The sequence below is a fragment of the Pukyongia salina genome, from assembly GCF_002966125.1.
Classification (GTDB): Bacteria; Bacteroidota; Bacteroidia; order Flavobacteriales; family Flavobacteriaceae; genus Pukyongia; species Pukyongia salina.
This window is the reverse complement of the sequence record NZ_CP027062.1, coordinates 2,925,215-2,944,115: the sequence shown is the minus strand read 5'-3', so window position 1 is coordinate 2,944,115 and position 18,901 is coordinate 2,925,215. Positions and strand designations below refer to the sequence as shown.

General features: G+C 42.7%; 21 protein-coding genes. 10 read left to right on the top strand and 11 right to left on the bottom strand.

The features are described 5' to 3' along the window. Positions 1–11: 11 nt before the first annotated feature. The gene (locus C5O00_RS13250; protein ID WP_105217308.1) at positions 12–854 is read left to right on the top strand and encodes a universal stress protein; all 843 of its coding nucleotides are present in this window, start codon (positions 12–14) and stop codon (positions 852–854) included. Between the two features lie 166 nt (positions 855–1,020). On the opposite strand, the gene C5O00_RS13245 is transcribed toward C5O00_RS13250, so the two are convergent. The 6 genes from C5O00_RS13245 to C5O00_RS13225 form a co-directional block, all read right to left on the bottom strand. Continuing rightward, complete coding sequence (locus C5O00_RS13245) at positions 1,021–1,467, bottom strand: SRPBCC family protein (RefSeq protein ID WP_105217307.1); 447 nt, start codon at positions 1,465–1,467, stop codon at positions 1,021–1,023. A 16-nt stretch (positions 1,468–1,483) separates the two neighbouring features. Then, entirely contained in the window at positions 1,484–2,230 is a 747-nt protein-coding gene (locus C5O00_RS13240; RefSeq protein WP_105217306.1) for a YoaK family protein, read from the bottom strand. 294 nt (positions 2,231–2,524) lie between these two features. Beyond that, entirely contained in the window at positions 2,525–3,586 is a 1,062-nt protein-coding gene (locus tag C5O00_RS13235) for a peptidoglycan-binding domain-containing protein (RefSeq protein ID WP_158676869.1), read from the bottom strand. Between the two features lie 203 nt (positions 3,587–3,789). Next, positions 3,790–4,203, bottom strand: coding sequence for a hypothetical protein (locus tag C5O00_RS13230; RefSeq protein WP_105217304.1), 414 nt, complete (start codon positions 4,201–4,203; stop codon positions 3,790–3,792). Positions 4,204–4,281: 78 nt separating this feature from the next. Beyond that, positions 4,282–4,488, bottom strand: coding sequence for an alpha/beta hydrolase family protein (locus C5O00_RS14535; protein WP_158676868.1), 207 nt, complete (start codon positions 4,486–4,488; stop codon positions 4,282–4,284). Next, a complete protein-coding gene (locus C5O00_RS13225; protein ID WP_105217303.1) occupies positions 4,488–4,997 on the bottom strand; it encodes an alpha/beta hydrolase family protein in 510 nt (169 codons plus the stop codon). Before C5O00_RS13225 ends, C5O00_RS14535 begins: the two co-directional genes overlap by 1 nt. Before the next feature lie 389 nt (positions 4,998–5,386). Here C5O00_RS13225 and C5O00_RS13220 point away from each other — a divergent pair, with 389 nt between their 5' ends. Both C5O00_RS13220 and C5O00_RS13215 read left to right on the top strand, forming a co-directional pair. Then, a complete protein-coding gene (locus C5O00_RS13220; RefSeq protein ID WP_105217302.1) occupies positions 5,387–6,247 on the top strand; it encodes an alpha/beta hydrolase in 861 nt (286 codons plus the stop codon). A 1-nt stretch (position 6,248) separates the two neighbouring features. Continuing rightward, the gene (locus C5O00_RS13215) at positions 6,249–7,043 is read left to right on the top strand and encodes an alpha/beta hydrolase (protein WP_105217301.1); all 795 of its coding nucleotides are present in this window, start codon (positions 6,249–6,251) and stop codon (positions 7,041–7,043) included. Here C5O00_RS13215 and C5O00_RS13210 read toward each other — a convergent pair. Continuing rightward, positions 7,040–7,525 carry a hypothetical protein gene (locus C5O00_RS13210; RefSeq protein ID WP_158676867.1) on the bottom strand — a complete coding sequence of 162 codons (486 nt, stop codon included), beginning with the start codon at positions 7,523–7,525 and terminating at the stop codon, positions 7,040–7,042. The genes C5O00_RS13215 and C5O00_RS13210 overlap by 4 nt on opposite strands. Before the next feature lie 143 nt (positions 7,526–7,668). On the opposite strand from C5O00_RS13210, the gene ychF reads away from it, so the two are divergent. From ychF to mscL, 4 genes are all read left to right on the top strand, one after another. Further along, positions 7,669–8,763, top strand: coding sequence for a redox-regulated ATPase YchF (gene ychF / locus C5O00_RS13205; RefSeq protein ID WP_105217299.1), 1,095 nt, complete (start codon positions 7,669–7,671; stop codon positions 8,761–8,763). A gap of 214 nt (positions 8,764–8,977) precedes the next feature. Next, complete coding sequence (locus C5O00_RS13200) at positions 8,978–10,828, top strand: DNA topoisomerase IV subunit B (protein ID WP_105217298.1); 1,851 nt, start codon at positions 8,978–8,980, stop codon at positions 10,826–10,828. Between the two features lie 3 nt (positions 10,829–10,831). Continuing rightward, a complete protein-coding gene (locus C5O00_RS13195) occupies positions 10,832–13,519 on the top strand; it encodes a DNA gyrase/topoisomerase IV subunit A (protein ID WP_105217297.1) in 2,688 nt (895 codons plus the stop codon). A gap of 4 nt (positions 13,520–13,523) precedes the next feature. After that, entirely contained in the window at positions 13,524–13,949 is a 426-nt protein-coding gene (gene mscL / locus C5O00_RS13190) for a large-conductance mechanosensitive channel protein MscL (RefSeq protein ID WP_105217296.1), read from the top strand. 46 nt (positions 13,950–13,995) lie between these two features. On the opposite strand, the gene C5O00_RS13185 is transcribed toward mscL, so the two are convergent. Together C5O00_RS13185 and C5O00_RS13180 are read right to left on the bottom strand one after the other, a co-directional pair. Next, positions 13,996–14,370, bottom strand: a complete 375-nt coding sequence (locus C5O00_RS13185; protein WP_105217295.1) for a DNA topoisomerase IV — start codon at positions 14,368–14,370, stop codon at positions 13,996–13,998. Between the two features lie 43 nt (positions 14,371–14,413). Then, entirely contained in the window at positions 14,414–14,806 is a 393-nt protein-coding gene (locus C5O00_RS13180; protein WP_105217294.1) for a helix-turn-helix transcriptional regulator, read from the bottom strand. A gap of 157 nt (positions 14,807–14,963) precedes the next feature. On the opposite strand from C5O00_RS13180, the gene C5O00_RS13175 reads away from it, so the two are divergent. The 3 genes from C5O00_RS13175 to C5O00_RS13165 all read left to right on the top strand — a co-directional run bounded on the left by C5O00_RS13175 (position 14,964) and on the right by C5O00_RS13165 (position 17,359). Continuing rightward, on the top strand, positions 14,964–16,244 hold the full coding sequence (locus C5O00_RS13175) for a M14 family zinc carboxypeptidase (RefSeq protein WP_105217293.1): 1,281 nt from the start codon (positions 14,964–14,966) through the stop codon (positions 16,242–16,244). 47 nt (positions 16,245–16,291) lie between these two features. After that, on the top strand, positions 16,292–16,771 hold the full coding sequence (locus C5O00_RS13170; protein WP_105217292.1) for an Lrp/AsnC family transcriptional regulator: 480 nt from the start codon (positions 16,292–16,294) through the stop codon (positions 16,769–16,771). 72 nt (positions 16,772–16,843) lie between these two features. Then, positions 16,844–17,359 carry a DinB family protein gene (locus C5O00_RS13165; RefSeq protein ID WP_105217291.1) on the top strand — a complete coding sequence of 172 codons (516 nt, stop codon included), beginning with the start codon at positions 16,844–16,846 and terminating at the stop codon, positions 17,357–17,359. A gap of 4 nt (positions 17,360–17,363) precedes the next feature. Here the strand turns inward: C5O00_RS13165 and C5O00_RS13160 are convergent, their stop codons facing one another. Together C5O00_RS13160 and aroB are read right to left on the bottom strand one after the other, a co-directional pair. Continuing rightward, the gene (locus C5O00_RS13160; protein ID WP_105217290.1) at positions 17,364–17,702 is read right to left on the bottom strand and encodes a hypothetical protein; all 339 of its coding nucleotides are present in this window, start codon (positions 17,700–17,702) and stop codon (positions 17,364–17,366) included. A gap of 68 nt (positions 17,703–17,770) precedes the next feature. Next, entirely contained in the window at positions 17,771–18,847 is a 1,077-nt protein-coding gene (aroB, locus tag C5O00_RS13155) for a 3-dehydroquinate synthase (protein WP_105217289.1), read from the bottom strand. Positions 18,848–18,901: the final 54 nt, after the last annotated feature.

Here is an 18,901-nt window from a genome sequence, read left to right as displayed (position 1 = left end):
ATCAACTAATTATGAAAAAAATACTTATTCCAATCGACCTTGACCTTGATAGTTATCATGCTATAGATTATGCCGTAAATTTTTTTAGAAACGAATCGTGTGAATTTTATTTTTTGAACATGTACAATTACGACGTGGATGGACTAAAAGCAATTGATCTGCTACAGGCAGAAGACGATTGGTTTGAAAAACCTAAGATCGCTTCTGCAAATACACTGGGTAAGGTAATTCAACGGTATGCTGCGAACAAAGGAAATGGAAAACACATATTTCGCGCTATATCCGAATGCGGAATGCTGATAGAGGGTATGAAAAAATACATAATTGATCTTAAAATCGATCTGTTAGTATTACCTGGAAAAGACTATAATGATGGGAGAATCCAAAGGTATTCCCGTAATTATAAAGGAATTATAGATAACATACGAGAATGCCCTGTTATGTTAATTCCGTCCAGTGTCGAAATACACGAAAATTCGAAATTCCTTCTGGTTTCAAAATTCAAATCTGAACTTCCTAAAAATGAAATTGAAAAATGGTATGAACTGGTAAAAATTGTAAATGGGAGTGTAAAGATCATAGCACTTTCAGAAAAAAATCAAATGACCGTAAAACAAAGGACATACCTTAAAATGCTGGATTTGCAAATGAATATGTGGAGTGGAGATCCTGTGATGATTGAATATATTAATAATGCACACGAGTTAAAGAACTATGTTGCCGATCATCCATATCATATCATTTGTCTTATGGATCGTAAACCCGATTTTTGGAGGAAATGCAGACTCAAGCACTCGTGGATCGTAAACCTGGGGCCTCTATCCAATACTCCTGTAATTGCCTTACACAGATAAGTTTTGTATTGACTATTTCCGGCCTATAAACGGTTTAATTATAGCGAACAATAAAAGCCTATTTCTTTTGCCAACTTTTCAATCTTTCAGGTAAAAAAATTAATCCCGTATGGTGAAGTAAATAATTTGATTAATGAGGCTAAATATTTTAAGAATTCTTTCCTATTTAAGATTCACAAATATCTTTAAAATAGCCTAATGCCTTGGGCCAGGCGCCGTCGAACATTGGCTGGAATGCCTCATCTACTGTCATGGTGACCTCCAGTTTGGTTTGGTTGTCGTTCAGCTTTCTAAAGTTGTATTCTTCCAACGAACCGATCCACTTCTGCATCATTTCATCGGTAAGTTCAACTTCAATATTCTGCGGATTTACCATGGCAATATGTTTCGCCTTGACGTATTCATGTGGTTTAAATACCTCGAACACCACCTTTGTTCCTCCCCGGGAATTATCGAAAAACGACATATAGCCTCCTTCTTTCCATTCGCCTTCGTAGGTCATGCCTTCTCCCCAGGCCTTTGCCCAATCGGCGTAGACACTTTTGTCCATTAATTTATTGAAGACGTACTCCTGGGGCTTGTTAATAGTGGTTGAATAGGATAATGTTTTCATAGGGTGGAAAATTTATTTAATATCTCGCAGTTTTTCTTTGATGATATTTTCTCTTGGTTTTTATTAAATTATATCTCATATCGTCATAAAATAAACTCATAAGTAAGATTAGGGCAGCAATGATCAAGGTGTTTAATTTAAAGTCGAATTTAGAATAAAAAAGGCCTCCCATTAAGCCGCCGGCGAAAAAGAACAATATAATATAAATACGCAGCTTAATTGTCGATATTAACGCGTTACGATTGGGATGCATCTTAGGGAAGAACAATTGAGATACTTCTATTCCCAGATCTGTAAAAAGTCCGGTTAAATGGGTCGTTCTAACAATAGCACTGGAAATTTTAGTCACCAGGGAGTTTTGCAAGCCCATTGCAAATAGCAAAGAACAGGCTATTAGATCGGGATAGGTGATCTCCACTACATTGCTTAGCAAAGCGATGGTAATTAAAATAAGGCACTCGATTAGTATAGGAATGAAATAAACATTGAGTTTTTTGTTTTTCCTGAAAATTTCGATGAGAAAGCTGGAAAAGAAAGATCCTATAAGAAAAGAGAAAATGTACAGAAAATAAATTGTTCCTCTCCAGAACTCCAAATTTGCTACATCGTTAATAAATAAAGCAAAATGACCGGTCACATTTGTAGTAAGTTGTTTGATCGATAAAAACCCTGTCACAATTACGATACCCGCCACAAAAGACAACACGGTCGCGATACGCAGATTATGTTTTATAGTTCTGCTCTTACCCTGATGTCTGAACATTCTGGAATCATTCTAACTGGTTTTTAATTGAGTGAGAAAGCTGCATGTATGAATGCTGTGCAATGATTATCACCATACCTCTTAAGTGTTAATGCGTTATAACCGTAAAGACTATTGTTGGAGCGAAACTAGTACTTGGGACAAATGTTAGTTTTACTGATGCTATTAATCTAAATATATTTACGAGTTACAACGACATATTAAAATTAAAAAATCCATCCACTCGTGGGGCAATTTTTAATATGTTTTTAAAGCAGAGTTATAAACATTTCAACTAATCACTAATCCTAATCCCTAATTGCCCCCCAATTGCACCGCCTTCTGCATGGCCTTATACCGTTTTTTCCATTGGTCGCGATCCTTATTCAGGTGGTCGTCTATATGTACCGGGTCTTTGGTGTTAAATAATCCTCCCCAGCGCAGATCCGGATCGTCGATAATAGCTTTTAAAAATTGCCGTACCGGCCCGGGGACATTGGGATATTTTCTCAATACGGAAGAGTTGGCCCATTTTCCATCATCATAGACCACGTTCATATCGATACCGTGTCCTGCCAGGTGGTTCGAAAAGGTAGCCGGGGGAACGATGGCGCCATTTACATTGGTGGAGGTGCGGAAAGAGCTGGTCACGTGGATAAACACATTGGCAGCTTCGGCGTGCTTGTTGATCTGTTTCAGGCGTGGGAGGAATTGTATGTCTGCACGGCATGGTTTCCCCTGGAATCGGGAACCTTCAAATAGGATTAGTGGCGAACCCCTGCCTGGCAGATTTTGAGCGGCAAGATCCTTCCAGCTATTACCATAAAACACGTTAATATCTTTTAGCATAATATCGATAAGGGGGCGGGAAAGCCAGTCACCATCAGAGATCACCCCATTGTCGGCAGCGTATTTCACCAGGGCTTTACGGGTGTTGCTTCCATAAAGCCCATCGGCGCCAAATTTTGCAAAGTTGAGTTGCTGTCCGTAGCCCAGGGTATTGAGCAATACCTGTATGGCCGAAATACTGGTACGGGTTCCTTTAGAGATAAATTTACGCGTACGGAGATCACCCTCACTAATGTCCCAGAGCACATACATTTCGGGCAGGAAATCGTGACGCTGCAAGATGATCCTGGCCAAAGCGTCGTCTACCTTTTCACCATTTGTCTGAATTCCGTTCTTTCTTGCAAAGGAGGCCACAGCGGTGGCAGTTGCTTTACCGTAATCACCATCGGCGTTATAGCTATCCCATTTCAGTTCCCTTCTGAATCCTAGTTCGAAGAGTACTCGCTGGAGGTCTGTCACTAACTCCTTTTCCGAAGAGCCTTTAAATAGTTTACTCCCTATGTTGCCTCGTTCTAAGGCTGCTTCCATAATGTTTGAACATTCCATACTGGTATAATAATTAGGTTTGGGCAGGGATGGCCGGATCATGAAAAAAAATCCCCATAAGTTCACTGAAAATCAGTGTGCTATAGGGGAGAAATCATTATAAAGATACAGAATTTTTCGCTCCGTATAACCCAGCCTCGCAAAGGGGAGGAAAACTTTGAGCTAAGAACGAAGCTATTAAGTTCCTATAAAATTCCCATGCCCGCCGCCTGATGTTCGGAAGTACTTTCTAAGCTGGCATTGAAATTATAGCCGGTATTTTCGGCGCTCTCGGTGGAATTATCCGTACTGCACAGCGACGGTAGGGCAGGAATTCGTTTAAAATAGAATACATCGTAACCCACGGTAACGGTAAGCGTGTCGTTCTTCACTTTAAATGCCCCTTCAAAATCGGTTAGCATGCCCGAATCCGTAGGGGAACAAATGCTATCCGCATGCTCGTAATAGGTGTAGTGATCCTTTTCGATCTGGAAAATACGTCCATAGCCCAGTGATTGCCATAATCCTTCTGCAGACTCAATACTGTTGTTATTCATGTTGCATGAGGACATGAATAGTGAAGCCGTAGCCAGAAGGAGGAAATAAAGTAGGTTCTTCATGCTCGATAGGTTATTAGTATGTTATAAAGAGTGTGTTTTTTTAACAATGTTACAGATTTGTTAATTTTTTTCTGAAAATTATTTCTCATGTCGAAGCAGCCATTTATAGAAATTCGCATTAGAATACATCTCCGTCCAGGCATCATGGCTATCGCTTTTGCCACTTGTAAAAATATGATCCCATTGCATATAGTTGGCCTTTGCGATTGTTGAGGTGGTGTGGAAATTCACATCCTGTTCACGCTTTAGCCGATCGACGATCCGTTGGGAGGCTTCGTAGCTCACTATTTCATCGCCCGTATTGTGGGTAACCCATAGCCACCACGGCTAAGTCCGGTGAGATAAATTCGTTTGGAGTCGGCATTGGTCCTTTTAATCACCTCCGAAATAATGTCGCGCATAGCTTGTTCCCCGTCGAAGAATTCGCCATTGCGTATATGCGGCATGATCACAATAAAAGTATCTCGTTGTAATTTGTCCAGTTCGGTATCCAGGGAATTGTCGTTTAAGATAAGATAGGGGAGTCCCCATTGCAGCACACGATCTACATTGCCACTTACACCCCGGCCTCCCTGGAGGAATATCAGGACAGGATACTTTTTAGAATCCTGGTTACAGGAATTGGGAACATAGAGATTGTAGCCGTCTATTGGGCTGTTTGGGTACTGTTTATTAACCGTAATAAGAGTTCCCGGGTGCTCGGTACTGACGGACATCTGCTCTGTATAAGATTCCTGGCAGCCTGCGTTTGCAGAACTTAGCAGCAGTATTAAGAAAAGCAGAAGCGATTTCATATGAGGTTTTTTGCGAGGCTATTTATTTATAACGTTGGAAATGTGGAATTTGTATACCGCGATTTTTTTAAATTTTCTGAAAGAGATTCTTCGATGAAATGGTAAGAGCCCTGTATCAAAACCCGAAATAATCACAACCCACTTTTCAAAACTCACAAATCACAATTTTCAAAAAACAAATAATGGTCAATTAACAAAGTTCAATTTTGACTAATTGAATCTTAAATTTTATTTGTGATTTGGTACTTGGAAGTTGGAATTTATTTGTGATTTGGTGCTTGTTATTTGATTTTTATTTTCTGTCTCCGACTTTTTTAGATAAAATAGAGTTTCTTCTCACTATTCACATCTAATTAAACAGTAAATACAGAAAATTGTACTTTAGTATCATGCCAGTTTGGTTACATACACTTATCTGGATATTGGGGATCTATATTGCAATTAGTGTGGCGCTCTACTATTTGCAAGATTACTTTTTATTCAAGCCGGAGAAGCTTCCGAAGGAATTTCAGTTCTATTACGAGAACCAGGAGGTGGAAGAATACAACCTCGAGACCCGTGATGGAGCGAGCCTGAACGGCCTGCATTTTAAGACGGAGAATCCACGTGGTATAGTTCTTTACCTCAAAGGGAACTCCAAGAGTATCAAGGGCTGGGGGAAATTCGCGGTCGATTTCACGCGTCATGGTTTCGATGTGTTCATGGTAGATTACCGCGGCTTTGGAAAAAGCATAGGGAAACGCTCACAAAAAGCAATCAAGCATGACCTGCAGTTGATTTATAACAAAATGCGGGAACGAGTACCGGAGCAATACATCATTTTATACGGCCGCTCCCTGGGTTCGGGATTTGCTACTAAACTCGCTTCCATGAACAATCCCAGGATGCTTATTCTGGATGCACCCTATTACAGCCTGGCCAAAGTTACCGGTCGCTATATGCCGTTCATGCCCTTGTCGCTTATCCTTAAATATCCCATGCCCACCTACAAGTGGATAAAATACGTAAACTGTCCCATCCATATCATACATGGCACCAACGATAAGCTCATACCTTTTAAGTCCAGTGTTAAACTATCGAAGATCAACCCGCAGCGCACCCGTTTGTATCCGGTAATAGGGGGTGGGCATAAAAATCTCAATAATTTCGAATCCTATCATAAAATGTTGGGCGAGATTATTAATTTTGTCGATCAGGAAATCGACCTCGAAACAACGAGCATTGGAGTACAACATTCAGTGAAAAAATAAAATGAAAACGCTAAAGAGAGTATTTTTATTCATACTGGCTGCAGCTGTTATAGTGATTATGGGAGCCTATTTACTTCAGGAAAAATTTATTTTCTTACCCTCAAAATTGCCACAGGAATACGTGTACGATTTCGATCACGATTTCGAAGAGCTGTTTATAGATACCGAGGATGGTGCCCGTTTAAATGCCCTTCATTTTAAGCAGGAGAACCCAAGAGGGATCATTGTTTATTATCACGGCAATGCCGGCGACCTGTCACGCTGGGGGAAAGTCACTTCATATTTCTTGCAGTTCAATTACGAAGTATTGGTGATGGACTATCGCACCTATGGAAAAAGTACCGGTAAACTATCGGAAAAAGCCCTTTATAGCGACGCGCAGCTCTTTTACAACAAGGCTAAAGAATTATTTCCCGAAGGCAATATAATTGTGTACGGAAGGTCTCTGGGAACAGCTATGGCCGCCTATGTGGCGTCCAAGAACAAACCCAAAAAGCTCATCCTCGAAACTCCCTTTTACGATTTCAGGAAGCTGGTGCAGGAGAAGGTACCATATCTTCCCATAAAATTATTGAAATACGACTTCCCGGTGGCCTATTTTACGGATGATGTAAAATGCAGGATAGTGATCATTCACGGCACAGATGACGGGGTTGTCCCCTTCGAATTTGGCGAAAAACTCTACAAGACTTTGCCGTTAGAACAGCGCAGTTTTGTAACGGTGGACGGGGGTAAACACAACGACCTTATCAATCACCAGGCCTATCGTCTTACCATTTACAAAGAATTACTTTAGTTTCCCTTTTTCTTTTTGGTGAGTTTCCCAACGCCCTTACCTCTTTTTTCGAGTTGCTTTTTATTTTCCTCGACGGCTTTTAGTCGGGCCGCCTCCTGTTCTTCCAGTTTTTTACGCTCTGCAGCCGCTTTTGCCTTGGCTTCTTCGATAGATCGCTTCAATTCCTCTTCCTGAGCTTTTTTGCGGGCAGCGATCATAGCCTCATTCTTTTCGTCTAAAGCAGTTTCGTCCAGCACCACTTTTTCCTTGTCCTCCACCGCACTTTTTTCACTGAATACCTGGTTCTCTTCCTCGTTATCGGCTACTATAACCGCGCCTTTTTCAGAAGTGGTGGCTTCCACTTCCTGCACTACAACGGTGCTGCCTTCCTTCTTCACCACGCGTTTTACCGTGGTTTCTTCTTTGATAGTCATGTTCTCCTGCGCATGGCCTATGCTAAAGCACAAGCTAAATAACATGCCTAATAGCGTAATTTTTTTCATCTTCTGAAGTTTGTGAAGTTATAGCTATAAAGTTACTACAAAGCATTCAATTCTTCATAAAATAAGTTATAAAACCCAATGTAGAACTTTGCTTCTTTTTCACCGATGAAAATGTATATTTGCAACCGCTATAAAAGCCACATATGAAAGCAGGAATTGTAGGATTACCGAACGTAGGAAAATCGACCTTGTTCAATTGTTTATCGAATGCCAAGGCACAAAGTGCCAATTTCCCTTTTTGTACCATCGAACCCAATATTGGGGTGGTAAACGTACCAGACCCCAGGTTGGTGAAGCTTGAAGAGCTGGTAAACCCGGAAAGAGTGTTACCGGCCACGGTGGAGATCGTGGATATTGCCGGACTGGTAAAAGGTGCAAGTAAAGGAGAAGGGCTGGGGAACCAGTTCCTTGGAAATATCAGGGAGACCGATGCTATCCTGCATGTTCTCAGGTGTTTCGATAACGACAATGTGGTGCATGTAGACGGTAGTGTGGATCCGGTGAGGGATAAGGAAACCATCGATATAGAACTTCAGTTAAAAGACCTGGAAACCGTCGAAAAACGCATCGATAAAGTAGCACGGGCTGCCAAGACAGGAGATAAAGAAGCCCAGAAGGAAGTAGCGGCACTTACCAAAGTAAAACAAGGCCTTGAAGCCGGGAGATCGGTTCGTGGGATCGAATTAACCGATGCCGAAAGGGAAGAATATATAAACCGTATGCAACTTATCACAGATAAACCTGTAATGTATGTGTGTAATGTGGACGAAGAATCTGCTGCAAACGGTAACGCCTATGTGGACGCAGTGAAAGCTGCTGTGGCCAATGAAAAAGCAGAAGTGCTGGTACTTGCTGTAGGTACCGAAGCAGATATCACCGAACTGGACACCTTCGAGGAAAGACAAATGTTCCTTGAAGACCTGGGATTGGAAGAACCCGGATCGGCAAAACTGATACGAGGTGCGTACTCCTTACTTAATTTACACACCTATTTCACAGCCGGAAAAAAGGAAGTCCGTGCATGGACCATCCCGGTGGGAGCCACAGCGCCCCAGGCGGCTGGAGTGATCCATTCCGACTTTGAGAAGGGCTTTATCCGGGCTGAGGTGATCAAATACGAAGATTATGTCTCCTACGGTAGTGAAGCCAAGGTAAAGGAAGCCGGGAAAATGGGGGTGGAAGGTAAGGAATACGTAGTACAGGATGGGGATGTGATCCATTTCAGGCATAACGTATAGGGCTCGATTTTCGGGCGCCGAACTTCTTGCATTTCAGTATCTTAAATAGGGTAACAAAGCAGCTGTTTTTTCTTACAGCAAAGCCTGAGATTTATTGCAATTTACTTCAGAAAAATTACTAACAATAAGCCCGTATAATTGTTAATTACTTTCCCTGTATTCGGTTCGCATTTTCTCTGTGAAACCCTATATTTAGGGCTTATTCAGTAAAAAAATGTCTCAAACCCAATATACCGAAGAGAATATCCGATCGTTGGATTGGAAGGAGCATATTAGAATGCGTCCCGGAATGTATATCGGGAAGCTTGGTGATGGTTCTTCTCCTGATGATGGTATATATATTCTTCTGAAAGAGGTGATCGATAACTGTATCGATGAGTTTGTGATGGGAGCAGGTAAGACCATCGAGATCAGGATCAAGGACAAGGAGGTTAAAGTTCGTGACTACGGTAGAGGAATCCCTCTTGGGAAAGTAGTGGATGTGGTTTCGAAGATGAACACCGGTGGTAAGTACGATACCCGGGCGTTCAAGAAATCTGTTGGTCTGAACGGTGTAGGTACGAAAGCCGTGAATGCTCTGTCTTCGTATTTCAGGGTAGAATCTGTGCGCGACGGAAAATTGAAGACCGCCGAATTCGAGCTGGGAGAACTGAAGAAGGATTCGGATTTGGAAGATTCCTCAAAACGCAAAGGGACCAAAGTGATCTTTGTCCCGGATGAAGGTATCTTCAAGCATTATAAGTACCGTACCGAATATGTGGCGAAGATGCTTCGGAATTACGTGTACCTCAATCCGGGCCTTACCATAGATTTCAACGGAGAAAAGTTCTATTCAGAAAATGGTCTAAAAGACCTGCTGGAAGATAATATGTCTGTTGACGACATGTTATATCCCGTCATCCATCTGAAGGGTGATGATATTGAAGTTGCCCTCACGCACCATAAAACCCAGTATAGCGAAGAGTATCACAGCTTTGTGAATGGGCAGAACACTACCCAGGGAGGAACACACCAGGCGGCTTTCCGGGAGAGTATTGTAAAGACCATACGCGAATTCTACGGAAAGAACTACGATGCCAGCGACGTGCGTAAATCTATCGTAGCGGCCATTAGCATTAAAGTGATGGAGCCGGTGTTTGAGAGTCAGACCAAAACCAAACTGGGATCCACCGAGATGGGTGGAGACCTGCCTACGGTTAGAACCTACATCAACGATTTTGTAAAGACCCAGCTCGATAATTACCTGCACAAGAACCCCGAAGTTGCCGATAAGATCCAGCGAAAGATCATGATGGCCGAAAAGGAACGGAAGGAACTTAGCGGGATTAGAAAACTGGCACGTGAGCGAGCCAAAAAAGCCAGTTTACACAATAAGAAATTACGCGATTGTCGCGTGCACCTGGGGGACATGAAGAAGGACCAGCGCCTGGATACCACTCTTTTCATCACCGAGGGAGACTCCGCCAGCGGAAGTATCACCAAGAGCAGGGACGTGAACACCCAGGCAGTTTTTTCGCTGCGTGGGAAGCCGCTAAACAGCTACGGCATGTCCAAGAAGGTGGTGTATGAGAACGAGGAATTCAATTTACTGCAGGCAGCGCTCAACATAGAAGAGTCTATAGAAGACCTTCGTTATAACAATATCGTGATCGCCACCGATGCCGACGTAGATGGGATGCATATTCGTTTACTGCTAATTACCTTCTTCCTGCAGTTCTTCCCGGAGCTTATCAAGGAAGGGCATTTATATATACTGCAAACACCATTGTTCCGGGTGCGGAATAAGAAGGAGACCATTTATTGCTATTCGGAGCAGGAACGCATAGATGCGATAGAAAAATTAAAACCAAAGCCCGAGATCACCCGATTTAAAGGGCTTGGTGAGATATCACCCGATGAATTCCAACATTTTATCGGGGACGATATGAGATTAGATCCTGTAATGCTGGACAAATCGATGAGCATAGAAGAAATGCTGAGTTTTTATATGGGTAAGAACACGCCGGACCGGCAGGAATTTATCATTAATAATTTGAAGGTGGAACTGGACAAAGTGGAAGAGTAAGAGATGATCGAAGACCCAACTAACGAAGAAGAACTTAACGACGAGCCGGGACATCCAATGGATATGCCCGATGGCGACACGGGTGAGACCATAACCCGGGTAACCGGTATGTATCGCGACTGGTTTCTGGATTACGCTTCCTATGTGATCCTGGAAAGGGCCGTACCAGCCATAGAGGATGGATTTAAGCCTGTGCAACGCAGGATCATGCACTCTATGAAGGATCTTGACGATGGGCGCTATAACAAGGTCGCCAACATCGTTGGGCATACCATGCAATATCACCCCCACGGTGATGCCAGTATTGCAGACGCCATGGTGCAGATAGGACAGAAAGACCTGCTAATCGACACCCAGGGAAACTGGGGGAATATCCTTACGGGCGACAGGGCCGCAGCTTCCAGGTATATCGAAGCCCGCCTGTCTAAGTTTGCGCTAGATGTAGTATACAACCCCAAGATAACCGAATGGCAGGCGTCTTACGATGGCAGACGAAAAGAACCCATCAATCTACCGGTAATGTTCCCCATGCTTTTAGCACAAGGAGCGGAAGGAATAGCTGTAGGACTCTCTACAAAGATATTACCACACAATTTCATCGAACTCATCGACGCCTCTGTAAAGCATTTGCAGGGGAAGCGATTTCAGTTGGTACCAGATTTTCCAACGGGCGGTATCATGGATGCCACTAATTATAACGATGGCCTTAGAGGTGGAAAGATTAGAAGTAGGGCAAGGATCAACCAGGAGGATAAGAACACCTTGGTGATCACCGAGATACCTTATGGCGCTACCACTTCATCCCTTATAGATTCTATCCTGAAAGCCAATGACAAAGGGAAGATCAAGATCAAGAAGATAGAAGATAATACAGCTGCCGAGGTGGAGATCCTGATACACATCCCCAGCGGTATCTCGCCGGATAAGACCATAGATGCCCTGTATGCGTTTACTAGTTGTGAGACGTCTATATCTCCTCTGGGATGTGTGATAGAAGACAACAAACCCCTGTTTATAGGGGTTGCCGAGATGCTTAGACGATCCACAGACCGAACGGTAGAACTGCTGAAAAGCGAGCTCGAGATAAAACTTTCCGAACTAGAAGAGCAATGGCATTTCGCTTCCCTGGAAAGGATCTTTATAGAAAACAGGATATACCGCGATATAGAAGAAGAAGAAACCTGGGAAGGTGTTATTGCCGCCATCGATAAAGGATTAAAGCCTCATATAAAACATCTTAAGCGCGCGATTACCGAAGAAGATATAGTAAGGTTAACCGAGATCCGAATTAAGCGTATTTCAAAATTCGATATAGACAAAGCGCAGCAAAAGATTGATGCGTTGGAAGATAGCATAGCTGAAGTAAAGAATCACTTGAATAATCTTATCACCTACGCTATCGACTATTTTAAGCGTTTGAAGAAGGAGTATGGAGCCGGAAAGGAGCGCAAGACAGAAATAAGGATGTTCGACGATATCGAGGCCACCAAGGTAGTTATACGCAATACGAAATTGTATGTAAATCGGGAGGAAGGTTTTATAGGTACCAGCCTTCGTCGCGACGAATACGTGACCGATTGTAGTGATATAGACGATATTATAGTGTTCACACAAGACGGAACCATGATGGTGACCAAAGTGGATGCCAAGACCTTTGTAGGTAAAGGGATCATACATGTGGCGGTGTTCAAGAAGAAAGACAGCCGTACCATTTACAATATGATCTACAAGGATGGGGCAAGAGGGGCCACCTATGTGAAACGATTTGCGGTTACCTCTATCACCCGCGACAAGGAATATGATCTCACCGCAGGAAGTAAAGGCTCCAAGGTGTTGTACTTCACGGCTAATCCAAATGGGGAAGCGGAGGTTGTAACCATCTTACTAAGGCAATCCGGCAGCATTAAGAAACTTAAATGGGATCTCGATTTTGCCGATATACTCGTAAAAGGCAGAGCTTCCAAAGGAAATATAGTCACCAAGTACACGGTAAAACGCGTAGAGCTTAAGGAGAAGGGGTTATCAACGCTAAAACCACGTAAGATCTGGTTCGATGAGACCATACAGCGTCTCAATGTGGACGGACGCGGAGAGCTGCTGGGGGAATTCACCAAGGAAGACAGATTATTGATAGTGCGACAAAACGGAACGGTAAAAACAGCCATCCCAGAGGTAACCATGCATTTTGACGATGATATGATCATCCTTGAGAAATGGGAGCCAAAGAAGCCAATTTCGGCGATATACTGGGAGGGTGAGAAAGAGTTATTCTACGTAAAACGATTCCTGATCGATAATCCCGATAAGGAAGAATTGATCATTTCAGACCACCCTAAATCCTACCTGGAAAAGATATTTACCGATCATCGCCCAATGGCCGAAGTGGTATTTGTGAAGGAGCGAGGTAAGGATCGCAAGCCGAACATGGAGGTGAACCTGGAGGAGTTTATCGCTGTAAAAGGCATTAGTGCGCTTGGAAATCAGCTTACCAAGGATAATGTGCTAGAGATCAACGCCATGGATCCACTGCCGTACGAAGCTCCGAAACCACTTCCGGCGGAAGAGATCGATGTGGTGGACGAAGAAGCGGTTTCTTCAGATGCTTCAGAAGAAAACAAGAAATCATCCAAAGATGAGGACAATGACCCGGCTGCCGACATAGACGAGGAAGGGCAAACCAAGTTATTCTAGAAAGATGAGAAAGTTTATAAAGGAGTTCAAGGAGTTCGCCGTAAAAGGAAATATGATCGATATGGCCGTAGCGGTTGTGATCGGTACAGCCTTTAACGGCGTTGTAAGCGCACTGGTAAAAAAAGTGATCATGCCGCCACTGTCACTTCTCACAGAAGATGTAACGCTGTCTAACCGAAAATATGTACTTAGAGAGGCTTCCGGTAAAATGGAAGAGGTAGCGATAGGATATGGGGAGCTTATCGAAAAAATGATCGACTTCCTAATCATCGCTCTCACCATCTTTATTGTGATAAAGGGAATGAACCGATTTAAAAGTAAGGCTGAAGATCCTAAGGATAAAGCGGTGGAAACCCCCAAGAATATTGAGCTTTTATCCAATATAGAGCGATTAATGGAAGAGCAGAACGAGCTGCTGAAGAAAGAATAACAAACCCACTGGAATTGGTTACTTTACTAGAGTAGGTGGCCCGAAATTAATTGGATATTTTGGTAGCCGAGGCCTTGCTTCTCCCGGATTTACCCACTTCATTGAACTCGAAGGTATAACTGTTGTCTTTAGTGGTTAAGATCTTTATATGAATGGCCTTTTCCTCTGCCATACTTTTCGGATTTAGTTTGCGCAACACATATTCGCAATCGTTTATCCACCTGATCTCTGCCGTATCTATACTTTCCTTGTAGTATTCTATCTCTATGCTGTCATTGCGTACTATACGTGTAGTAAACACCTCTGTGCCGCTTACAGCTTCAAACTGAAAGGTTCCGGTCCTGAAATTGCTGCAGTTTCGTTCAACTTCGTAGCAGGAAAGCAGTAGAAAGAGTAGTGAAAAGTAGGGCAGTAAGCGCATTTTTGAGATTTACCGCAAATTTCCGAAAATCCTGATAAATAAATTAATTTTTAAAGGATTTAAAACTTCCATCCTTGTAAAAGATCACGATTCGTTCAATATCGGAGTCTCGGATAGGGGATTTGGGTGTTTTTTCCGGAGAATTTTCCGTTTCCACAGGACTTTGAGAAACTTTGGGTGCTTTGGGAGCAGATTTTTCTATAATTTTTTCTGAAGGAAAATTTCCTTTCCCATTGAGTAACCAATACAATTCTACTTCGGGGTAGTGCTGAATAACCTTCATCACAAAATCCAGGCTAGGTTTATTCCGGCCCGATAAAAGGTGTGAAATAGTGGAGCGGTTCACCTCGATCTCTTCCGAAAAAGAGGTGGCCGAAATACTGTAATAATCCAGTATTTTCTGAAGCCTTTTTGCGAATTCTGCACTGTTTACCATTGTAAATCCTTTCTGCTGTATAAAACGTTTACAAATGTAAATTATTATGCTGAAATTAGCTAATAAAATAGAAATACTTCAGCAATATTATTGAATATATACTTCATATAAAATAACATAAAACATTGAAAATAAATAATATATATTATGTATTTAATTGACAACCGGTTTTTCGGTGATCTTTGGAGCAGATCTGAAGGTTTTTGTTTACAAGTATATACGAAACAGGATCACATTATTGTTTACAATTGTAAACACGCCTTTGTTTACCTTTGTACACAGTATGAAAATCGAGCAACAGTATTCCCGCTTATTTCGAGCTCCTTTGGAGGGCCGGTACATTCATAATGAACACATTTCTCCCCTGCTGGAATCGGCTTCAAAATTTGCAAAAGTTGAGGTGGTGGGTCATTCTCAAAATGGACTACCTATACATAAGGTCACCCTGGGGTATGGAGAAAAAAAAGTGTTTGCCTGGTCGCAAATGCATGGAAACGAATCTACTACCACCAAGGCGCTATTCGATTTTCTGCAATTATTTCAGCAAAAAGAAGCGTTACAACAGGAGATTTCCATCTTTTTATCTCAATATACCTGTGTATTCATCCCTATTTTAAATCCGGATGGCGCATTGGCCTATACCCGTGTAAATGCCAATGAGGTGGACTTAAACAGGGATGCGCTTGATCTAAGCCAGAAAGAAAGCCGCATCCACAGGAAGATATTGGAAGAATTTAAACCCGATCTCTGCCTGAATTTACACGATCAGCGCACTATTTACGGCACCGGCGACGGTAATCCGGCAACGGTTTCCTTTTTATCGCCTGCCGCCTCCCCGTCAAGGGAAGTCACAGCCGCCAGAGAGGAGGCTATGCGTAATATAGTTAGGCTTCGCGAGGCGTTAGAGCAGTTCATCCCGGGCTGCATAGGCCGTTACAGTGATACTTTTAACGAGAACTGCCTGGGAGATTATATCACCAAATGGGGCGTCCCCAGTATTTTATTCGAAGCCGGGCATTTTCCAGGGGATTATCAGCGGGAGAAGACCCGGGAGCTGATCTTCTACGCTTTTCTGGAATTATTTCACTTCACTAGCCTGGGTACAGATACTCCAGATCATAGGGATTATTTTAAAATTCCGGAGAATAAGGTCGATTTTAAGGACGTGATCATTAGAAATGTTCGCCTTTCGGGCCATGATGATGTGGTTTCCATAGGGATTCAATACACCGAAGTGTTAAAAAATGGTAAAATTTTGTTCGAACCTGTGGTAGATTCTATAGGTGATCTGGATCTATGGTATAGCCACTACGAAAACGATGGAAATAAGGGGTTCGTATTATTAAATTATCATAAAAAGGAGGGAATTGGTGAGAAAATAATAAGTATTATTGAGGAATTCTCAGGAAACGTGTTATTTTATTCAGGGAATAAGTAGTAATTTCGTATCATTATAAAGGTAAATATCCCTATAAATTAACACGTATGGCTAAATTTAAATTAGACGATACAGACCATCAAATATTAGACATGCTTATCGAAAATACCCGTACTCCCTTTACGGATATTGCGAAAAAACTTGGTATTTCGGCAGGAACAGTGCATGTGAGAGTAAAGAAAATGGAGGAAGCAGGCATCATTACCGGCTCTTCCTTAACCCTTGATTACAAAAAGCTGGGGTATTCTTTTATCGCCTATGTGGGCGTATTCCTGCACAAGACCTCCCAGACCCAGTTCGTACTGGAGCGAATTAGTGAGATCCCTTACGTAACGGTAGCGCATGTAACCACAGGAAAGTTCAATATCTTCTGTAAGATCCGTGCCAAGGATACCAGTCATGCCAAAGAGATCATTTATAAAATAGATGATATAGAGGGCGTGACACGTACCGAAACCATGATCTCACTGGAGGAAAGTATCAACGATAAGAAACGCCTTATGCACTCCATCTTTATGGAGATATAGAGTGTATAATAATTTTGTAAACCCCTTGGTGACTCGCTATAGGGGTTTTATTTTTTTCAGTAATTTTAAAACATGAAGCTAAAAGACGTCCAAACTACCGAATACAATTCTTTCTTCCAGGGCTACATGGACCAGGTAGGGGAATTGCCTTTGGTAGAAAATTTAAAAGATGGGTTGAAAACTTCGAAAGCATTTTTTAAAGGTATTCCACGGGAAAAGCAGGAATTCAGATATGCTGAAAATAAATGGACCCCTAAAGAAATACTGCTGCATCTCATCGATTCGGAAAGGATATTCTGTTATAGGGCATTAAGCTTTGCACGCAGTGAGCATGAAAGCCTTCCTAGTTTCGATGAAAATACTTTCGCTAAAAATTCCCGGGCAAATCCCAGGAGTTGGGAGGATCTGCTGGAAGAATACGTCGCTGTGCGAGTGGCTACAATAAAGCTTTTTGATAGTTTTAATGATGAAGTGCTCCTTCGAAAAGGCGAGGTTAAACAAAAGACATTATCGGTACGGGCCACCGGATTTATTATTTGCGGCCATGAAGCCCATCATAAAAGAATCATTACAGAAAGATACCTGTAGTAAGTTAATCTTCCTCGGGAACGCCTTCTTCTTCCTCTTCTTCTTCTTCATCTAAGTCTTCCTCGAGGTTCTTTTTATCGGGTAGTTCGCTAATTGGTTCGCTGTAGTCGGCCTCATCGTAATCATCTTCATCAAAATTGGCCATACTCGATACCAGCCTGGAGCTTACCTTCACTAAATAAATACAGTCATCGGTGCGCACTTCCACCGCTTCAACGGTTTCGTTCCTGGCATTCTTAAAAACGATCACATGATCATCGTCATACCCATCGGGATATTTTTCTACCAGCAGGGAGAGTATTTCGGGAGTGAGTTTCTTATAGTCGACAATAATTCGTTTCATCGCTTGGGGACTTGATGGTTATCAGGTTAAATCTACTAAAAAAATAATTTATCCAATATGTTGTTCCTTTAAATTTTTCGGGAGAGGGATTCGTAATAAGAAAAGGCCTCCAGGATGAGTGTATCCCGCACTTCGCAGTTGATCTTATACTTGCCAAAATCTTCCAGTAGCACAAAATATACTTTTCCGTTGCTGTTCTTTTTGTCGTAAATAAGCAGTTCTGAAATAGCCTCTATATCGGCCTTACTAAACGATCTCTTTTCAAATATAGACAGGATTGCGCGGCATATCTTATCTCTGGATGGCTTCGGAAAACCAAGCATTTCGCCAGAAATATAAGTAGCCAGTATCATCCCGATGGCAATGGCATCGCCGTGCAGCAATGCGGTCTTCACATCCTTCCGAAGGAAATGAGACTCGATCGCATGCCCTAGAGTATGGCCGTAATTAAGAAGTTTACGCAAACCTTTTTCGATGGGGTCTTCGCGTACGATCTTTTCCTTTATAAGCACCGATTCCCAGATAAGCGCTTCGCAATCTTCCGAATCAAGCTGCATGGGCACCACCTTGTCGAAGTAGGCTTCGGAAGCAATAATACCATGTTTTAGCATTTCGGCCTTGCCCGACCTGAAATGAGCCTGCGGCAGGCTTTGCAGGAATAGGGTATGTAGCAGCACCAGTTCCGGCTGCCTTATCACCCCAACCTGGTTCTTCAGGCTTCCCAGGTCTACGCCTGTCTTGCCACCCACCGATGCGTCTACCATGGCGAGCAGGGAAGTGGGGATGTTGATAAATGGGATCCCTCTCTTAAAGGTGGAGGCTACAAATCCGCCCAGGTCTGTCACCACGCCACCTCCCAGGTTAATGAGCAGGCTGTGCCTGTCTGCCTGTAAGGAGGAAAGCTGGTTCCAGAGCTCCAGGCAGCTATGGATGTTCTTGTGTTCTTCCCCCGCCGGGATCTGCAAGACCGTGGGTTGGGTGTTGGTGCTTAGCGCGTCGCGCAGTGTTTGAAGGCAATATTGGTGCGTATTGGTATCGGTGAGAACAAAGATCTTCGAATAGTTTTCCCGGGTGAGATGCGTATTAAGGACCTCCCAGATGCCCGTCCCGCCATACACATTCCCCATGTTCTTTAATTGTGCCATCAAACAGATTTAGTTGTTTAGTGTGACCTCAAATCTAACTATATTTGTTTAGAA

Excerpts from the sequence above, each read along its gene's own strand:
- C5O00_RS13250 (WP_105217308.1), top strand. The coding sequence starts at position 12 with ATGAAAAAAATACTTATTCCAATCGACCTTGACCTTGATAGTTATCAT.
- C5O00_RS13245 (WP_105217307.1), bottom strand. The coding sequence starts at position 1,467 with ATGAAAACATTATCCTATTCAACCACTATTAACAAGCCCCAGGAGTAC.
- C5O00_RS13240 (WP_105217306.1), bottom strand. The coding sequence starts at position 2,230 with ATGTTCAGACATCAGGGTAAGAGCAGAACTATAAAACATAATCTGCGT.
- C5O00_RS13235 (WP_158676869.1), bottom strand. The coding sequence starts at position 3,586 with ATGGAAGCAGCCTTAGAACGAGGCAACATAGGGAGTAAACTATTTAAA.
- C5O00_RS13230 (WP_105217304.1), bottom strand. The coding sequence starts at position 4,203 with ATGAAGAACCTACTTTATTTCCTCCTTCTGGCTACGGCTTCACTATTC.
- C5O00_RS13225 (WP_105217303.1), bottom strand. The coding sequence starts at position 4,997 with ATGAAATCGCTTCTGCTTTTCTTAATACTGCTGCTAAGTTCTGCAAAC.
- C5O00_RS13220 (WP_105217302.1), top strand. The coding sequence starts at position 5,387 with ATGCCAGTTTGGTTACATACACTTATCTGGATATTGGGGATCTATATT.
- C5O00_RS13215 (WP_105217301.1), top strand. The coding sequence starts at position 6,249 with ATGAAAACGCTAAAGAGAGTATTTTTATTCATACTGGCTGCAGCTGTT.
- C5O00_RS13210 (WP_158676867.1), bottom strand. The coding sequence starts at position 7,525 with ATGAAAAAAATTACGCTATTAGGCATGTTATTTAGCTTGTGCTTTAGC.
- ychF (WP_105217299.1), top strand. The coding sequence starts at position 7,669 with ATGAAAGCAGGAATTGTAGGATTACCGAACGTAGGAAAATCGACCTTG.
- C5O00_RS13200 (WP_105217298.1), top strand. The coding sequence starts at position 8,978 with ATGTCTCAAACCCAATATACCGAAGAGAATATCCGATCGTTGGATTGG.
- C5O00_RS13195 (WP_105217297.1), top strand. The coding sequence starts at position 10,832 with ATGATCGAAGACCCAACTAACGAAGAAGAACTTAACGACGAGCCGGGA.
- mscL (WP_105217296.1), top strand. The coding sequence starts at position 13,524 with ATGAGAAAGTTTATAAAGGAGTTCAAGGAGTTCGCCGTAAAAGGAAAT.
- C5O00_RS13185 (WP_105217295.1), bottom strand. The coding sequence starts at position 14,370 with ATGCGCTTACTGCCCTACTTTTCACTACTCTTTCTACTGCTTTCCTGC.
- C5O00_RS13180 (WP_105217294.1), bottom strand. The coding sequence starts at position 14,806 with ATGGTAAACAGTGCAGAATTCGCAAAAAGGCTTCAGAAAATACTGGAT.
- C5O00_RS13170 (WP_105217292.1), top strand. The coding sequence starts at position 16,292 with ATGGCTAAATTTAAATTAGACGATACAGACCATCAAATATTAGACATG.
- C5O00_RS13165 (WP_105217291.1), top strand. The coding sequence starts at position 16,844 with ATGAAGCTAAAAGACGTCCAAACTACCGAATACAATTCTTTCTTCCAG.
- C5O00_RS13160 (WP_105217290.1), bottom strand. The coding sequence starts at position 17,702 with ATGAAACGAATTATTGTCGACTATAAGAAACTCACTCCCGAAATACTC.
- aroB (WP_105217289.1), bottom strand. The coding sequence starts at position 18,847 with ATGGCACAATTAAAGAACATGGGGAATGTGTATGGCGGGACGGGCATC.